The 17,206-nt window shown below is 59.2% G+C and carries 16 protein-coding genes and 3 pseudogenes; 9 read left to right on the top strand and 10 right to left on the bottom strand.

All coding sequences use genetic code 11. The features are described from left to right. Positions 1-590 precede the first annotated feature (590 nt). On the top strand, positions 591-1,400 hold the full coding sequence (locus tag P1L41_RS18495; RefSeq protein ID WP_419181092.1) for an alpha/beta fold hydrolase: 810 nt from the start codon (positions 591-593) through the stop codon (positions 1,398-1,400). A gap of 292 nt (positions 1,401-1,692) precedes the next feature. On the opposite strand, the gene P1L41_RS18485 is transcribed toward P1L41_RS18495, so the two are convergent. The 3 genes and pseudogenes from P1L41_RS18485 to P1L41_RS18475 all read right to left on the bottom strand — a co-directional run bounded on the left by P1L41_RS18485 (position 1,693) and on the right by P1L41_RS18475 (position 3,923). Continuing rightward, positions 1,693-2,379: a PKD domain-containing protein gene (locus tag P1L41_RS18485; protein ID WP_276298627.1), complete on the bottom strand. Its 687-nt coding sequence runs from the start codon at positions 2,377-2,379 to the stop codon at positions 1,693-1,695. A gap of 133 nt (positions 2,380-2,512) precedes the next feature. Continuing rightward, positions 2,513-3,217, bottom strand: a pseudogene (locus P1L41_RS18480) (PEGA domain-containing protein); the annotation flags it as partial. 154 nt (positions 3,218-3,371) lie between these two features. Next, on the bottom strand, positions 3,372-3,923 hold the full coding sequence (locus P1L41_RS18475) for a hypothetical protein (RefSeq protein WP_276298625.1): 552 nt from the start codon (positions 3,921-3,923) through the stop codon (positions 3,372-3,374). Positions 3,924-4,525: 602 nt separating this feature from the next. Here P1L41_RS18475 and P1L41_RS18470 point away from each other — a divergent pair. Beyond that, on the top strand, positions 4,526-5,170 hold the full coding sequence (locus P1L41_RS18470; protein WP_276298624.1) for a DUF8071 domain-containing protein: 645 nt from the start codon (positions 4,526-4,528) through the stop codon (positions 5,168-5,170). A gap of 327 nt (positions 5,171-5,497) precedes the next feature. On the opposite strand, the gene P1L41_RS18465 is transcribed toward P1L41_RS18470, so the two are convergent. Beyond that, entirely contained in the window at positions 5,498-5,749 is a 252-nt protein-coding gene (locus P1L41_RS18465) for a hypothetical protein (protein ID WP_276298623.1), read from the bottom strand. Positions 5,750-5,987: 238 nt separating this feature from the next. On the opposite strand from P1L41_RS18465, the gene P1L41_RS18460 reads away from it, so the two are divergent. Next, positions 5,988-7,892 (top strand): ABC transporter ATP-binding protein, encoded by a 1,905-nt coding sequence (locus tag P1L41_RS18460; protein ID WP_276298622.1) that lies wholly within the window; start codon positions 5,988-5,990, stop codon positions 7,890-7,892. A 232-nt stretch (positions 7,893-8,124) separates the two neighbouring features. Here P1L41_RS18460 and P1L41_RS18455 read toward each other — a convergent pair whose 3' ends face one another. Next, positions 8,125-8,871, bottom strand: a complete 747-nt coding sequence (locus tag P1L41_RS18455) for an IclR family transcriptional regulator (protein WP_276298621.1) — start codon at positions 8,869-8,871, stop codon at positions 8,125-8,127. 112 nt (positions 8,872-8,983) lie between these two features. Here P1L41_RS18455 and P1L41_RS18450 point away from each other — a divergent pair, with 112 nt between their 5' ends. Beyond that, entirely contained in the window at positions 8,984-10,069 is a 1,086-nt protein-coding gene (locus P1L41_RS18450) for a zinc-dependent alcohol dehydrogenase (protein ID WP_276298620.1), read from the top strand. Between the two features lie 2 nt (positions 10,070-10,071). Continuing rightward, a complete protein-coding gene (locus tag P1L41_RS18445) occupies positions 10,072-10,476 on the top strand; it encodes a cupin domain-containing protein (RefSeq protein WP_276298619.1) in 405 nt (134 codons plus the stop codon). 43 nt (positions 10,477-10,519) lie between these two features. On the opposite strand, the gene P1L41_RS18440 is transcribed toward P1L41_RS18445, so the two are convergent. Next, on the bottom strand, positions 10,520-11,311 hold the full coding sequence (locus P1L41_RS18440) for an SDR family NAD(P)-dependent oxidoreductase (RefSeq protein WP_276298618.1): 792 nt from the start codon (positions 11,309-11,311) through the stop codon (positions 10,520-10,522). Between the two features lie 481 nt (positions 11,312-11,792). Here P1L41_RS18440 and P1L41_RS18435 point away from each other — a divergent pair. From P1L41_RS18435 to P1L41_RS18425, 3 genes and pseudogenes are all read left to right on the top strand, one after another. After that, a pseudogene (locus P1L41_RS18435) lies at positions 11,793-12,389 on the top strand (DUF5789 family protein). A gap of 149 nt (positions 12,390-12,538) precedes the next feature. Then, positions 12,539-13,012, top strand: coding sequence for a DUF7992 family protein (locus P1L41_RS18430; protein WP_276298617.1), 474 nt, complete (start codon positions 12,539-12,541; stop codon positions 13,010-13,012). A 202-nt stretch (positions 13,013-13,214) separates the two neighbouring features. Beyond that, entirely contained in the window at positions 13,215-13,643 is a 429-nt protein-coding gene (locus tag P1L41_RS18425) for a CBS domain-containing protein (protein WP_276298616.1), read from the top strand. Between the two features lie 20 nt (positions 13,644-13,663). Here P1L41_RS18425 and P1L41_RS18420 read toward each other — a convergent pair whose 3' ends face one another. From P1L41_RS18420 to P1L41_RS18410, 4 genes and pseudogenes are all read right to left on the bottom strand, one after another. After that, complete coding sequence (locus tag P1L41_RS18420) at positions 13,664-14,017, bottom strand: DUF6713 family protein (protein WP_276298615.1); 354 nt, start codon at positions 14,015-14,017, stop codon at positions 13,664-13,666. 215 nt (positions 14,018-14,232) lie between these two features. Beyond that, a pseudogene (locus tag P1L41_RS18415) lies at positions 14,233-14,699 on the bottom strand (GNAT family N-acetyltransferase). 701 nt (positions 14,700-15,400) lie between these two features. Then, entirely contained in the window at positions 15,401-15,607 is a 207-nt protein-coding gene (locus P1L41_RS18725; RefSeq protein WP_379789209.1) for a HalOD1 output domain-containing protein, read from the bottom strand. Between the two features lie 130 nt (positions 15,608-15,737). Next, positions 15,738-16,097 carry a hypothetical protein gene (locus tag P1L41_RS18410; RefSeq protein ID WP_276298614.1) on the bottom strand — a complete coding sequence of 120 codons (360 nt, stop codon included), beginning with the start codon at positions 16,095-16,097 and terminating at the stop codon, positions 15,738-15,740. 220 nt (positions 16,098-16,317) lie between these two features. Here P1L41_RS18410 and P1L41_RS18405 point away from each other — a divergent pair, with 220 nt between their 5' ends. Further along, positions 16,318-17,067 (top strand): DUF7847 domain-containing protein, encoded by a 750-nt coding sequence (locus P1L41_RS18405; protein ID WP_276298613.1) that lies wholly within the window; start codon positions 16,318-16,320, stop codon positions 17,065-17,067. The last annotated feature ends 139 nt before the right edge of the window (positions 17,068-17,206 follow it).

Genomic DNA, 17,206 nt, shown 5'->3' with positions numbered 1-17,206 from the left:
GTTAACCACTGTTCGTCCCAGCTCGTCGCCGTCCTCAGACGTTCGGTAACCACTCGACACATCGGCGCAACCAATGGTTTGCCCGCCATTCCATCTTCGCAGAGTAGATTGTAGCACGTATTCATTCAAAAACTGACTCGAATATTTAAAATCATCACTTAATTTGCCTATAATATTTTGAAAATTGGTCGAATATCCACATATGATTAAATAATTATAACACTTGTTCCAGCCTCTGCGGTCCGCTCAGCCGTCAGTCCGTGCCATCGGCCATCTATTGGTGTTTCGGCTCAAAGAAGTGGGTTACAACAACAACTGGCCCACGATTGGTGTATTAATAATATCGAGTAATCAGTATCCATAATCCAAAATATTTTTATAATATACTGTAATTTCGGACATTGAATGGAAATAAGACAAAAAAATTGCGCATTTGTGCTTAAAATACGATGACTGCATCGACAGACGCGGAGACGGACCTTTTCACCGACATCCCTGAGCATGCCGGTATCGACGGCTACGAGCCGAGCTTCGTCGAGGTCGATGGTCTCCGGACCAGGTATTACGACGTCGGCCGCGGTGACCCACTTGTGCTCATCCATGGGAACAACTGGAGCGGTTCAAGCAGCGCGAACTCCTGGTCCAAGACGTTCGAGTATCTCAGTGAAGAATTCCGGGTGCTTGCCGTCGATCGAATTGGTTGCGGATTGACCGACAACCCCGACGATCCGTCGGAGTTCCGGTATCAGTCGGACATCGACCACATCATCGGGTTCGTCGAGGCCCTCGAGTTGGACTCGTTCCATCTTTCAGGCTGGTCACGCGGCGGCGGTCTCGCGACCCGTGTCGCCGTCGAGATACCGGATCTGGTCGACTCGCTTATCATATGTAACAGCGCGACCCTCGGCCCGGCCGCTGGCGACGGCATGCATCGGCGCAATATCATCTTCGAGATGGACGAGTTCGGCCTGCAAAAAACCGACCCAGAGTGGATGGAATACTTCTATTCGCACTACTCCCACGAAAAAACGTACATCACGGACCTGCGGTGCCGCACCGCTGCCTATATGGAACGGCGGGAGAAGGCTCGAGAGACTGCTCGAATCATGGACGACCAGGGGGAGATGGAGCACTGGCAGGCTTCACTCGACGAGCACATGAACGAGACGCACCAGCGTATCAAAGCGGGGGTCCTCGACATGCCCGTTCTGTACGTTTTCGGACGCGACGATCCGACCGTGCCGCCGGTTATGGCGTTGGCCGCGTTCGACATGATTGGGCAGGAGAACGCCGACATTCGGATGAAAATCTTCAACCGATGCGGACATATGATATTCCTGGAGTACCCTGAGGAGTTCTCTCAGACAGTGACCGAGTTCATCACTCACTGGCACTCGTAATCGACTTCCGTCGAATTGCTCGAGTCACTGGGTGTCCAACCCAGTCGGAAAACCAACCACGATTGGGAGCAGAAAGCCGATTTTTTGGCGGTGAGATTCTCGTCGTGACTGCAAGCCGCGTCTCTCGTAACAATCCCTGCCATCTACTTGCTGTATCACGGTCCGTTCAGGCTCGTTGCGACATCGACCTGATGTAGCAACAGGATTGAACTCGACTTCGTCACCAACGGTCCGAAACTCAAGTCGGTTACGACGTGTGGCCAGTCCGTTGTTTGTTCGTTCAGAGCGAGTCCTATCCGAATACGTTGACAATCTCCTGGAGAAGATCACCCAGCGCAGCAAGTATCCCGTCGCCCGACTCCTCAGAGGTCGAAGTCTCAGTCATAGTCATTTCGGCGGGCGTCTTCTCCGTAGTGGCGGGAGCAACCGTCTTCGCTGTCTCGGTCTGTACTTCTTCAGTGTTGCTGACTGTCTTGGTTACCGTCGCAGACCCACCCGCGTCGTCGACGACCAGCAGTTCGACGTCGCGTGAGCCCGTCTCCGTTGCGTCGTAGGTGACTCGCTCGCCCGTCATCACCGTCCCGTTCTCGAAGGTCCAGACGTACTGGGTGATATTCCCGTCGTCGTCCGCGGACTCACTCGCGTCGAGCGTCACGGTACCGGCTTCCCGGTCGATTGACGAGGTGAAATCGGCAGACGGGCGCACGTTCGGAACAGTAACGTCGATACGCTTTTCGCGAACGGCGGTGTTCCCGCCATCGTCGGAGACCGTTAGCCGAACAGTGTAGTTCCCGCCACTGGTGTACGTGTGGGTCTGGGTCGCCCCGGTCGCACTCGACCCATCGCCGAACGTCCAGCGATACGAATCGATGGGGCCTTCGGCATCGGTCGACCCACGGGCATCGAACGACACCGCCTCACCCGTCTGTGAATCGAACGTGTTTGGAGCGAACGCGGCTTTCGGTGGTGTGTCTCTCACGGTTACTGTCGTCGTCGCAGTGTCAGTGTTACCATTCCCATCCCGGACTGTGAGCCTGACGGGATACGTCCCCGGACTGGTGTACGTATGTGTCCGACTGGCGGTTGTGGAGCTGACCCGTGGTGCTACCGTCGCCGAAGGACCATTCGTAGGCTGTGATACTCCCGAGAAGACTGTACGACTGTCCTGCTGTCAGCGTTACCGGTTCGCCGACGGCAACGGTCGCCTCGCTCGCCTCGAACCGCGAGGCGACGAGCTGGACATCTTGTATCTGGCTAAGGTCCGTTTCGAGCTGAGCGTCGGTGATGTCTGTGTTCGTGAGTAGAGCTTCCGGCTCTGAATCACTATCACCCGATGTCTCGCTCGTCGAGGTGTCAGTGGTTCCGTTGAGCGACGTGTCGTCCAGCGACGGCTCGGCGATGCTCGTGATGAGGCTGTCGTTCACCAGCTCGGTCGAGATGGTATCACCCGCCCTGACGTCGGTGAACTGACTCGGAGCCTTCCCGTCGGCACTGATGAACACGTCGTAAGTGCCTTCGACCCACCGCTCGCCGCTCCATGGCGTCACGCCGACGACTTCGCCATCGACGAAGACGGTCGCGCCCGGGGTCGCGGTGCGGACCGTTATCGGTTGCTCGATCTTTGACAGTCGTGTATCGATGTCACGTGGCTCGGACATGCGGCGCGTCTCAGGGAGATAGCCCTGGTCGGCCACAGTGACGCGGACTGGGCCGTCCCTCCCCACGTCGGTCGGAACCTCTCCGCTCCACGGCGTCGTCCCGACGCGCTCTCTGTCGATCGTGACGACGGCTCCGTCGACGTTCGACGTGACGGTCATCGTCTCGGTCTGGTCCTGCTCGGGGATTCGACCTTCAGCGGCTCGTCGGGGACGAACACGAACGGCGGTGTGCCGTATAGCGAGTCGAATATGGCGGCGAAGCCCTGGTCGGGGATGTCAGTCGGCTGGAGGCATGCATCGAAGTCTTTCCCCGTCAGTGATCCTCTCGCTTCTGGATCCCAGCAGGCTTCGAGCGTGACTGATTCGATGGTCGTTCGCTCCTCGTCTGGTCCGAGAAACTGCGACATTCCGATGGCGTGACTCTCGTGTGTCCACGCCGACCCTCGCGTGCGGTTCCGACGAAAAGCGGCGTTTCGTCGGCTTCTTCGCCGGGGCCGAGGTACTTTTTCGGGCCGATGGGCCGGTACGTCACAACATCGCGGGTCCCGTCGGCGGTAACCGCTCGCACCACTTGGCCGGGGGCGAAGAATTCATCCGACGCTTCTTTGGTGAAGAAATTATGCAGTTTCTTGAACGGACCCCCGATGAGGACCGAGAACAGTTTGGCTGTCGACCGCCCGGCCTGGCCGTTCTCTTTTGGGTCCTTCGGACGCGTGTCGCTGACGACCTTGAGGCGGAATCCCGATGCGTAGCCGTCACCATCACGGTCGACACGCTCGACAATGACGAGTTCCTGTACCGCTCCCGAGCCTTTCGTCTCGAATTCGACTTGCGCCGCCGGCGCTACTCCCCCACCCGTTCCCACAGACGGTCTCAGCCTCCGGCGACTCTCGGTGATCCGCGGGAGGGGGTGACGGTGTGGTCGCTCCCGTTGCTGGTCCGGCAGCGAAAACGACCATGATGACAAATAGGAACGTTAGCGTGGTATACAGTGGATTTTTCATACTAGTGCAGCTGATCATTAAATGCATTGAAACATCTGAAATATAGTTCTATGGGGTGATAGACAGCAGTTTCATCTCTGCGGATTCTGAAACCCCTCGGCACCCTCAGATTCGCGTGACGAATTTTTCGATGTTGGCTACTCAACGTCCCAGGGAGGGACTGGGTACGGACTAGGTATCATCAGGGAAATTGTCGAGGCTGATGGGTGGAAGGTCAACGTGACCGGCGGTGATGAGGGGGCGAAAGGTTCGAAAGTAGCGATGTAGAACGGGTAGAGTGATGATTCGCCCTCTCTGCAGCACGTCCTCGACGAACTACGCGAGTGCTGTCAGGGATAAGGTGACCGATTCAGAGGCTTTAATTTGCGTTTTAGTTTACCGCGTGGCTATGCCGATTCGGTAGTAATCCTCGAATATGCGCTCCGATTGGTCCTCCCTCCAGTCTGCGGCTACCGACGCGACTATGTTCCTCGTTGTGACGGTGGAACGAATAGCCGGTGCTATCCGTTCGATGACGCTGACGATATGGGACCTCCTTCATCGACTCACTCGCGCGGTCTGGTCGCTGGGAGCTAGTGCCCACAGCAAATCGAGGATGGTCCTCTCCGGGCCTGTCAAACAGTTCGTGACCGGGCCGCTACGAACCGTCGTCCTGGGGACGCGTCACGACGTTTCGCTGGTCATCGCGCTCTTATCCCCGGTATTGGCGCTCGTAACGTCCTGGGGAGTCGTCTCGACAGTCGGCTACGAGACATTGACCGTCTGGGTCCGTGGGACGTGGTTCGGCACCGACCCATCGCTGGCTATCTTCCTCGCCGTCGGCAGTTTGCTCGTGCTCGGAGCGATTAGTGCCGGTGCCAATTCGGGACTGCTCCCGACAGGCCTCCTCGTGAGCGCACCCATCTTTGGTGCAGCCGTTACCCGATACGGAACGACCGTCACCTACACGTGGGGAAACCAGGTCGTGTCGCTTCCAAACGCAGTGGGTATGGCGATACTATTCGCAGCTGGATTTGGACTCCCCGTTGCGGTCTGTGGGTTCGTTCTCGGGCGTACACTCCGTCACATAGTACGGATGAATGGCGTCCATCTGGGATGGCCTCGATAGTAGAACAGACTTGATTCTTCTCCTCCGCTTTCGAAAGTACTACCAGACTCTGTTGCCATCCCCTGCCTGGTACGAAACCGCACCGTAAGACGCGTCAATTTCAGGCGAAGTATCCGGCCGAGACGCGCGCTGTATTCAGCAGGTGTATTCTGCTGGCTTTGACAGGGGTTTCTCCTCTGCGTGATACAGCCTTGGACCCTATGGACCGGATTGTGACTTGTGAGAGAAGTCGCTACCGTTGTTTTGGTTCATCTCAAAGCGAGGGTGAGTGGTTACAGAAGTCAGTAGGTGTGCAGATTGATCGCTACTCCAAAGGTATGGTGAGAGTCAGGCGGTGTGGTGCCAGTAATCGGTGGCGCGGTACAGGAGATACAGGATAGCGTTAAGCACACCAGTAACAGCAAAGACCTGCCCGAGTTGGAGCCAGAGTTGCTCGAAGGGCAGTCCAAGATCACTCACTCCGTATGTGAACACCGCAGAGATAACTCCCCAAATGATGAGAATCGCCGCAATACGTGCGCCGTCTTCGATATATGACGATACCGCTTGTGCCTGAGGAATGGAGGGCTTACCAGACATGTCGGAACGGTTCTAACTTCACTGGTAAATATCCCCGGACTAGATAGACCAGTACGGTGCCTGTTCCCCGTCGAGAAGTGCTCCTCCTGCACGTATCGCCCATCAGCCTTCACTGATTACCCCCCGAGCGTGCTGACTCTGCGCTGTAAATACAGCAAGTTTGCAACGAACTATCAGCGACGGGTTTCAACAGCGTCATGTCACCGGATACTTGTATACGAGACCGTTAGCGAGCACAGTGACAGACGACCACGGCGGGTTCGAACACGTCCGGGAGAACGTCGACGGTCACCCGATGGTGAGCTTGCTCGGCTACGCCAAACGCTACTGGCCCACCCTCACGCTCGGCGTGCTCGCGGCGTTCCTCACGCGGTTCGCCCGACTCGTCCCGCCGATCGTCGTCGCGGCCGCTATCGACCGCGCGATTCGTGGCTCGGCCGACGCGGGACTGTTGACCGACCTGGGCTTGCTCCCGCCAGGTGAGATCACCGGCGAGGCGGCCCGCCTCGCGCTGCTCGAACAGCTCGTCCTCATCGCGGTCCTCGCGTACCTGGTCCGGTCGGTCGCCCGCTTTGCCTCCCGCTATCTGCTCCAAGCGACCGCCCAGAAGGTCCAGCGTGATCTTCGGAACGACACGTACGACCACCTCCAGCGGCTCTCGATGGATTTCTTCACCGACCACCAGACCGGCGGGATGATGTCGATCCTCAACAGCGACATCAACCGCCTCGAGCAGTTCCTCAATACGGAGTTCCGACAGCTCATCCGGGTGGTCGCGACGGTCGGCGGTATCGCCATCATCCTCTGGACGTACTCGCCCAAACTGGCGCTCATCGCGCTGGCACCGGTCCCGATCATCGGGCTGGCCAGCGGACAGTTTCTCACCTGGATCGAGCCTCGATACAAGTCAATCCGCGAGACCGTCGCCCGGCTGAACACGCGACTCGAGAACAACCTCGGCGGCGCCGCGGTGATCAAGGCGTTCGACCGCTACGGCTTCGAACACGGTCGGGTCGCCGAGCAGAGTGAGGCCTACCACGACGAGAAAGTCGCGGCGCTGCGAATCCGACGCGGGTTCTTCGCCACCCTCCGGCTGCTGACTGGCGTCGTGTTCGTCCTCGTTCTCTATATCGGTGGGACCGACATCATCACCGGTATTCCCGGCGAGGCAGAGGCGCTCACCCTCGGTGGGTTCGCACTCTTCTTCCTCCTGTTGCGGCGGCTCTACTCCCCGATGCGTCGGGTCGGGAAGTCGGCGAACAAGTACCAGCTCGCGAAGTCCAGTGCCGAGCGCGTGTTCGGGCTGCTCGGCCGCGAGCCCACTATCACCAGCCCCGACCCGGCACACGTCCCCGAGATGGTCGACGGGGACGTCACCTTCGAGGACGTCACCTTCTCGTACGGGGACCGTGAGCCTGTCCTCCACGACGTTTCGCTCGACGTCCCCGCGGGGACGACCATCGGGCTTGCCGGGGCGACCGGGGCCGGCAAGTCGACGCTCCTGAAGCTCATTCCCCGGTTCCACGACGTCGACGAGGGGGCAGTCCGGGTCGACGGGACCGACGTCCGGCAGTACGACCTCCAGTCGTTACGGGATACCATCGCCATCGTCGAGCAGAATCCGTACCTGTTCTCGGGGACCGTCGCGGAGAACATCGCCTACGGCGACCGCGAGACCCTTGAGGCCGAGTGGTCGGGAGCCGACGACGGGAGCGCCCGGGCCCAGGTTGAGCGGGCGGCCGAAGCCGCCGCGGCCGACGAGTTCATCGCGGAACTCCCCAGCGGGTACGACACCCAGATAGGCGAGCGGGGCATCAAGCTCTCGGGCGGCCAGCGCCAGCGCCTCGCCATCGCCCGGGCACTGCTCAACGACCCCGAGATCATCGTCTTCGACGAGGCCACCTCCGACGTCGACACGGAGACCGAGGAGCTGATCCAGGAGAGCCTCGAGCGGCTGGTCGAGGAGCGGACCGCGTTCATCATCGCCCACCGGCTCTCGACGATTCGGAACGCCGACGAGGTCGTCGTGATGGATGAGGGCCGTATCGTCGAGCAGGGGGCACACGAGGAACTGGTCGCGAGCGGCGGGACGTACGCGAACCTCTGGCAGGGGCAGGCCGAGGCTCCTTCCGCCGACGACTGACCTTCGATTGGCGTTTCCATTAGCACGCGGGACAGACTCTTCGCTGGTCGTCGAGCCGAACTGCCGAGCCGGTCGACCGGCGAGCAGGAGTGGACGAGCTCTCTCTGAATGGGTTCAGCATGAGCGGGGTTCAGTCGTCGACTCTTTGCCAACAAGTCAACGGCAATCCCTACTTCGGGGATCTGATTCCGTCTCCGAGCCACTTCCTATCGCGCTCACTCGTACTCAATTTTCAGCTCGGCTCGTTCGCGGTACCGAGCAGGAGATTGGGGATGTCCTCGCGCCAGACGTCGTCTTTCAAGCGGTGGGTCGGGCCCGCGACGGTCAGCGCCCCTAGGACCCGGTCGTCGGACCCGCGGATGAGGACGCCGACGGCGCGGAGCCCCTCGACCAACTCCTCGTCGGCGAAGGCGACCCCGCGTTCGCGGATATCGCCGAGTTCCTCGAACAGTCGCGCTTCGTCGGTGATGGTGTGCTCGGTGAATGCGGGCAGGCCACGCTCGGCGATGATGTTGCGGACCCGCTCTTCGGGGAGTTCGGCGAGGATGGCTTTGCCGGCGGCGACGGCGTGCATCCGCACCCGCTTGCCGACGCCGGAGGTTGTCTTGACCGCCCGGTCGCCCGTGGCGCGGTGGACGTAGCGGACGTACCCGTGTTCCTCGACCACGAACTGGGCGCGTTCGCCGGTCTCATCGGCGATCTCTCGGACCTTGGGTTCCGCGAGCCGAAATATCCCCTTGCGGCCCCCGACGTAGTCGCCGAGTTCGAGGAATTGGAGGCTGAGGACGTACTCGTCGCCCTCCCTGACGACGTAGTTCTCCCGTTCGAGGGTCGTGAGGTGGCGGTGGGCGGAGCTCTTCGAGACGTCGACGGCGTCGGCGACTTCGTCGACGCGCGCCCCATCGCGCTCGTACAGCGTCTCGATAACGGCGAGGGCGGTCTGGACCGACTTTATCCTCGCTGCACTGTTCTCGCTCATCCGTCTGTGTGATATGGTACCGCGTCGTGCTTAAAGTTCCGCATCGCGGGACGAGCGCGCGCAGTTTGCATCTTTAATGGTTGTTAATATCTCTCCCCCTCATGATACCTGTATGGCACAAGAGAGCCAACGAGGGATTCCGGACGAGATGGAAGCCGTCGTGCTACACGCCCCGGGCGAGTGGGCAGTAGAGAAAACCGAGACGCCAGCGGTCGACGAGGTGGAGAACGTCCTCCTCCGCATGCGCGCCGTCGCCATCTGTGGCACCGACCCGAAACTGATGAACGGCAAGTACGACGAGTGGCCGCCTTCCTATCCGTTCATCCCCGGTCACGAGTACGCCGGTGAGGTCGTCGACGTCCACGACTCCGTCAACCGGTTCGAGCCCGGTGACCGTGTCTTCGGCGAGACGCCCTCTGGCTGTGGCTACTGCCGGATGTGTCGTGAGGGCCGGTACAACCTCTGTGACAACTACGGCGACTTCGACTCCGGCCACCGCCAGATCGGTCATACGATGGACGGTGCCTACGCGGAGTACGTCACCGTCCCCGAAGACATGCTCCACCACCTCGACGACACCATCCCGTGGGGCGAGGCAGCACTGCTCGACACCAACGCGATCGCCCTGCAGTGCTCCCACCGCGGAGAGATAGACGCCGGCGACACCGTCGCCGTCATCGGGACCGGGACGATCGGTCTCTGTCTCGTCCAGCACGCCGTGTCGATGGGCGCGAGCGACGTCATCGCCATCGGGAACCCGTCGAAAAACGAGATGGCCGCCGAGCTGGGCGCCACGGACACCATCTCGTACCACGACGACGACGTGGTCGAACAGGTCCGCGAACTGACTGGCGGCCACGGCGTCGACGTCACCCTCGAGGCCGTCGGCATCGCCCAGACGGTCCGACAGGCCGTCGAGATGACGCGGAAGGGTGGCCGAATCAGCGTCGACGGCGTCCCGACGGAGGCGCTCAACGAGATCCCTGTCGCCCAGATCGCGCTGGACGAAAAGGAGTTCGTCGGCAACCGCGCCCACGCGAACAAGTCCGAGCCCAGCGAGCGCCTCGTCCGTTCGGACCAGGTCGACCTGACCCCGCTCATCACCCACGAGTTCGACCTCGAGGAGTTCGACGCCGCCTACCACGCGCGGACCGACCCCGACGAGAACGCACTGCGGGTCGTCCTGTACAACGAATGACCATGCCCCGCGAATTCGACCCCGTCTCCCCGCAGGAACCCGCGGTCGTCGACGTCGGACTGGACCTCTCGGTCGAGGCCGACGAGGTCGACTGGGACGACGCCGAGCTGCTCGGTCTCCCGGAGGGGTTGCAGGTCAAGATAATCAACGAGAACGAGGCCGAGGGACGCACGGACATGCTGGTGAAGTACCCCGAAGGCTACTTCGAACCGGAGCACACCCACGAGAGCGCCCACGCCTGCCTCATTCTCGAGGGCCGGATCCTCGTCGACGGCCGGGAGTTGACTGCAGGTGACTACATCTACGGCCAGCAGATTCCCCACGGTCCCTGGAAGTTCCCCGATGGCGGGATGAACTTCGTCTCCTTCGTCGGCGGGTCGCCCACCCACCAGTGGGACGAAGCGTAAGGCTAAATCGGGTCTTCCGTTCACCCGCTTCTCGTGTAGACCGTCACTCGCTCAGGTACTGGTCCCGGTACAGCACCGACGTCCGCACGGCGCCGCCGTCGACGGGCAGGTCCACACCGGTGACGTACGAGGCCAGGTCCGAGGTCAGGTAGAGAACGGCGTTCGCGATGTCCTCGGGTTCCCCTAGGCGGCCGAGCGGGATGGCGTCTATCTCGTACAGTTCGCCCTTCTCTTCGAGGAGTCGCTCGATACGCTCGACACGTGTTAACCCCGGGCTCACTGCGTTGACGTTGATTCCGTGATGTGCCAGTTCGCCGGCCAACCCCCGGGTGAGTCCGTACACGCCGGCCTTCGTCCCGCAGTACACCGGCATCGCGGGGACGCTGAGGTGGCCCACGATGCTCGAGATGTTGACGATGCTCCCGCCGGAGCCGTCGCCGTCTATCACCGCGTTCGCGAAGGCCTGGGAGAGCAGAAAGACGCCGCGCAGGTTGACGCCGAGCATGGCATCGATGTCCTCGACCGACCGCGAGAGTGGGTCGCCCGCGACGTGGACGGCGGCGTTGTTGACCAGCACGTCGAGTGTGCCGAAGTGGTCGGTCGCAGCGTCCACCAGTGCCACTATCTCCGCCGGCTCCCGCAGGTCCGTTGGGACTGCCAGACCTGTCGACCCGCGTTCCTCGATCCCGGCGACGGTCTCCTCGATCTCCGACTCGGTCCGCGCGGCGGCGACGACGTCCGCCCCGGCGTCGGCGAAGTGGTAGGCTATCTCGCGCCCGATTCCGCGGCCGGCGCCAGTCACGATCACCGTCTCGCCCGTGTGGTCGATTACCATGGAACTGGTTACTACCTTCGGTCAAATAAACCGCACCCAGTGAGCAAACTGCGGGTCGGGATTCCACGTCGCGGGACGGCGGCAACGCCGCCGACGGGCCGGATGGCAGAGAAACACGGAACCGACCAGCCGCCGGAAGCGGACGCCACACACCGCTACGATATCCCCGCCGCGCATCCAGCCCTGGATTTCCTCAATATCGAGGGCACTCCGAATCCGGGGTACCCGCGACTTCGGGAGGAGCTCTATCCAATTAGAGTACCGTGCGAACTTGTACCTCTCCGTGGATTCCAACAGAGCCATCGTGAGTAATGACTGCTTCGTCTCGATCACTCTCACCGACCACCAGACGCCTGCTGGCCCACGACCGATTCGCGCCCTGTATGCAACAAGCGCCGCTGCTCGATTTTCATTGGCAGGTGTCGCCCGAATTCCTGGTCCTGACAACAGGACTATCTGTCTGGAGCGTCATTGTTATAGGATGGCAGACAACAAATCGGGTCGAGACAAGCAAGCACGAGACGCTGACAGACGCCAACGAGAACGTGATATCGACACAGAGCTGGAGCGCGGTGACGAAAAACAGCCACCGGTGGACGATGCAGCACTCGTCGATTTGGATGCAGAACTCGATGAGTTACAATTCCCGACGACGGGAAGTGCGATCGTCGCGGCGATCGGCAATCGCGAGGTCGAATCTATCGAGGGAGCTACACTCTCAAGGAACTGATCCCGGAGACTGACGAGGAGACGTTCGACTCTTCGGACGCCGTCCGAGTGCAGGTACAGCGACCGACAGTTGCCGCGGCAATGAAACACATCGTGGAAGCCAGCAAGACGCTCTCGAATACGGAGTTCAGTTGGACACAGCGCAAAGCGTACGAAATGACGTTCAAGGAACTCAAATCGATCGACGCCGATGACGACGATGAAGGGATCCAAGCCATTCGCGATTGGGTCACCGAGCAAATCCGTGAGAAAGAAAGCCCCGTCGTCCCGAGCGGTGCGCCGACAGGCGGCGAAGTTCTGTCGGGCGAACGGATATCAAGTTCGGAACGACGAGTGGCTCGGGATATAGACCGACGATCCGGGCGATTGTTGCCCCGCCTGTCTGTCACGTGCTACGCGTAGTCGGTCTGCTCCCTCCATCCATACCGGTTTTGCGAGACCCGTCTGCCTCGTATCGAACTGCATGGGGTTTATCATGTCATCAGTGTAACTACTAGTATGGTGTTCGACATCGAGGTCCCGGAACCACCAGACCTCTCGAACCGAGGAATGCCGCGCGAGTTCGAGTGGCAAGAAGAGACGCTCGGATCAGAAGACTTCTACCGCGAGGACCTCGAAGACTTGCTCCAAGAGGGCGCGTGGAAGGAGGGATTCAACGAATGGACCGAGTACACGAATCTCAATGAAGAGCAGGTTCGGATCGTCAGCGATCTCGGCCTGTTCCAGGCGTTCGACTTCTACTGGGACCCAACTGAAGACCGCCTTCGTTTCGACGCTCCAACTATTTCGGACGCCCAGCGGGGGCGAAACGTGACTGAGTCGCTCGATTCGAGCACGATTTCGATGATCGATGGTGAGTTAGATGACCTCGGCCGAGTGGTACACGAGATGCTGGAGGACCGAATCGACCGCAACGGCGAACTGTCAAACGCTGGGTGGGCTGAGGAAACGGACGGCAACCGCGAGGAATGAGACCAGCCACACAGCCTGTTCCGGTGTCCGAGTTACTGACGTCCTCTGTAGTACGCATTTGTCTGTCAATCTCGGCGTGACTCATCCAGAGGGTGTATCTATCGTCATCGCCCCGATTATTGCAACATCTCTCAGACGAGCCAACCACCCAGCACATCTGCTTACTCGGTAAGGTTAACCGTCTCAAGCGGGAATTAGTTGTATGATTGAACAGTTCGTCGGTGATGTGATGACACAGTCAGCTCGAACGATTCCGCCAGAGACGACGGCCCGTGATGTGGTAAAACTGTTCGCGGATCACGGCATCGGATCGGCAGTCGTGGTGGACCCCGAGACGGGCGAGTATAGTGGAATCGTAACTGAAACCGATATCATGCAGCAGGTGGCAACCGGGGCTGATATCGACTCCGTACGTGCGGGTGAGTTTCTGAGTACGCCACTCGTCACGATCGCCAGCACGGAAGACATCCACGTCGCTGCCACACTGATGAAAGAGCACTCGATCCGGCGGCTCCCGGTCACCGAGGATGGTGAACTCGTCGGCATCCTCACGACATCTGATCTCACCCATTATCTGCCCCGGCTCAGGAACACAATCCTTCGTGAACGAAACGACCCAGCTACGCAGTGAGATTGTCTCCCCGAGGGGAGTCACAGTATGAAGAGTAGATGTAGAACTCCGAGTAGAGACGCGCCGAAGATCCAAAACCGTGAAAACCAGTTATCGAACTCAACCAGCGGGTGATTCCGGAAGGCGAGATGCAACATGCCATGGACGATTGCAAATCCGTCAAAGCCGATCTGGAACGCTAAGGAGTTCGCGTAAACCAGGAGCACCGCGAACAGCGGCACGTGCAGTGCCGTGAACACCCAATACGCACTCTCGTCGCCGATTGACATCGGTGCGAAGAAGAACCGCCACTCGTGTTGGCGAATCGCATCCAGTTCGTGTACGAGGAGAAACCCGACCGCCATTGAGAATAGAATCTCTGTGCCCCGTACCATAGCGAACACGCGAACACGACACCGAAAAAAGATTGGGTGGGGTGCGGGTGACGAACTCACCAGCTCAGACGCGCTCTGTATTCAGTAGACCATTGATTGAGCACTCAATATTTGACAGTAATAGTATGACCGATACAAAGAGTGTATGCGGCAGATGATTAGCGATGAAACAACTATCTGTGGGCTCAATTTCGCCACACTGAGCACGGGTTGAGTCACTCCAGTGGCTGTGCGAAGTCGACTTGCTTCGGTCGGAAGCCTGTTTCACGGTAGAATCGGCGTGCGTCCTCGTTTCGCCATTCACAGGAGACCTTGAGGTGGTCGCAACCTTGGTCACGGGCGATGTCTTTCACCCGTTCGATAATTTCTTCGCCGTGACCTTGACTTCGGTAGCCCTCATCGACAGCAAGGTTCACAATGCGAAGGTACTGCGAGTACTTCCGGGATGTGTGGTTGCCCTCTCGGAGCGTGACAAACCCGATCGTCTCCTCCTCGTGGACGACGAGGTAGTCGGTGACCGCCTCGTCGTCGAAATGAGTGCGAAAGCCATCGTGGGGACTTCGTCGACATCTGCGTAGACGAGTTCGTTCAATTCGTCGTGCGCTTCCATCGCTTTCGCGAGTGAATACCAGCGTTCGACGAGTGCATCGAGGTCCTCTGCGGTAGCTTCGACGAGTTCCATACTGTGACCCCTCAGCGTTCACCCTTTACGCTTTTCCGAGTGTGTTCACTACTAGCACTCCTCTAAGATACTGCGGACGCACAGAGCAATGCGTCTGGAAACCAGTATCCAGCCCACTGCTTGACCGACTCGCATTCTGTATGCAGTACGGCCGTCAAAACGCATCAGTCCTCAAGACGGGTGAATCCGTACATTCACACGACGACGACGGGTGCATCTCGAATCGTAGCGGAATCGATTTACGCAAATTGGACGAAACAGCCGTGTTAGGTCATCTACTGGCTAATATCTCGATAGATAATGTGTGGACTCAACGGGAGACTATGACACAGCGTGAACGCGTGAGCAAACCCCTGCACTAATCGGCGGTTTCGAGAACTCTCAGCGTCCCACCGGTCTCGCCAGTTTGCGTATTGCTCTTCGCCGCTGCTCCACTCGCCGCTGTGCCTCCGAGAACCAGTCCACCTGTTGCCAGTGTTCCTTTCTTTAATACGCTCCGTCGCGAGAGTTTGTTCTTTTCAGTCATCGTTTTCAACCACATCACGGTCCTCGGATATGCACACCATCTAAGCAGCAGGCTCGGTGAGATCTACGCTGAGGCTTTCAGTATCGGTGTGACCCACCGTTTTGCTCACGGCACGTGAGTTATGAACCAGGTGTTGCGATCTTCATGCCGACTGTTATCTGCCTAGTGGCTGGTCTCAGTCTGAGAGGGCTGAAAGCGTAACCTCTTCTCCACCGGTGACTGTGACTTCCAGACCTGCGTACGGAAAGGAAACCTCCAGCGAGTTTGGTCCAGAAGTACAGAGGCGGTCGAGTCCGACAGCGTCAATTGTCTCGTTCAGGGGCGGCAGTTCGTTCGGTGGCGTATCCAACCGCGAACTGACGGCTTCGACGACACGTATCATCGGCCCACTACTGCCAGTATTACTGTCTGTCGACATGAGGAGATAGCAAACACGACGCTGGGCGCCTATATTAAGATAATGGTGGTTATCCCACGAAAAATGCACATCCGCATCTCACGCTGTTGTTCGACTACTCTGAGTCAAACCAGTTCGCTGGGAGCTCGCTTTGGTGGTCATAGAGGACTGTGAGCAGGGGCGTGATCGTTTCGAAATCCGGCCCTCTGGAGAGTGTTCCGGTTTCTCGCTCCCAGTCGACGAGCCCGTACTTGTTGAGTTTGGGTAACTCCGTATGGTACAACGTAACCGAGTCAAGCGAATCCGAATCGGTGATCGCTCTGGCATTCACCGGGTCGTCATCCGTTGGGTCCCGGAGATACAACGCTAATAGCACCTGGCGCCGCAATCTTGTCCCGATTGCGTCTAACTTCTCTTCCGGAGTAAGTATCAGTTGTCCCACGTTCCCGATAACCATATATACAGTAAATAGCATTAATCTGCCGATTGTTTTATATTGATATGTAACTTTGACACTACTCTGTCAAATGTAGACCCAGCTGTATGATTTTGCGTCAGTATTCTGCTAATACGTCTCATCAAAGCATGTCTGAGTAGTTGTCTTTTGGTTCTACAGATATCAATAAAGTGTCAAACTGTAGGGGTGAGTGGTTCTCATACGAAGGTTTTTCAACACCAGCCTGAGCAAGAAATGTATGGCCCTCCAACTTGGCCGTGCGATTAGCAACGGCATTCGCCGGAGTCTCTCTCCGGTTGGTATCGCGCTGATGGGGCTCACTGCCCTCTACGTTGGGATATTCACCATCTCAGTGAACACGGTTGTCGCCAACCAGTTACCGCCGGCAGTCCGGCAACAAGCACAGGTGGGGTTGGCACTCCCCCTCTCCAGTGCTTTCGCCGGGATACTTGCCCTCTCGGCCCTCGTGTTTGGGATGGTGATTTACATCGCTGCCGCACGGGCTTTCACTCGCGAGGGGCCTGATAGTGGGGCGATCGACGGATCGCTGTTTACCAGGCGAATCGGTCGAACCGTCGTCTCGGCCATCGGCGCGAACATTATCGTGGGCATTTCGACGTCCATCGGACTGGTCCTGCTGGTGCTCCCTGGGATCTTCCTCATGGTGAGTTTCGCGTTCGTCCTGTTCGTGATCGCCGTCGAGGACGCACGTGTCATCGAATCGCTCCGACGGAGCTGGGGCCTCGCCCGCGGGAACCGGTTGCGCCTTGCGGCGCTGCTCTTGCTCATCGGAGTCCTGACTGGGCTCCTCAGTAGTCTCGGTTCGGTGGTCTCCATCGTGAACCCGGCGGCTGGCACGGTGGTCAGTCTTCTGGTGACGGCCCCGCTGGCGATCGTCGGGTACGGCATCATCGCCGATGCCTATCTGCAACTCCGGGACGCCGACTCGGATGTTGGTGAAAGCGAAGCGGCAGTCGAGGGTTTGTAGCGTTTGATATCCACCTAGGTACTGTTTTTCGGACTGTCGGCTACGGCTGACTGCGTTCACTGCCGTCGGCTGGCGGTAAAGCCCCCCGAATCAGGGGTATCGCGTTCATCACGAAGTGCATTATGAGGCCCATCCCGAC

Source organism: Haloarcula ordinaria, from assembly GCF_029338275.1.
Lineage (GTDB): Archaea > Halobacteriota > Halobacteria > Halobacteriales > Haloarculaceae > Haloarcula > Haloarcula ordinaria.
This window is presented reverse-complemented; position numbering and strand designations above follow the sequence as displayed.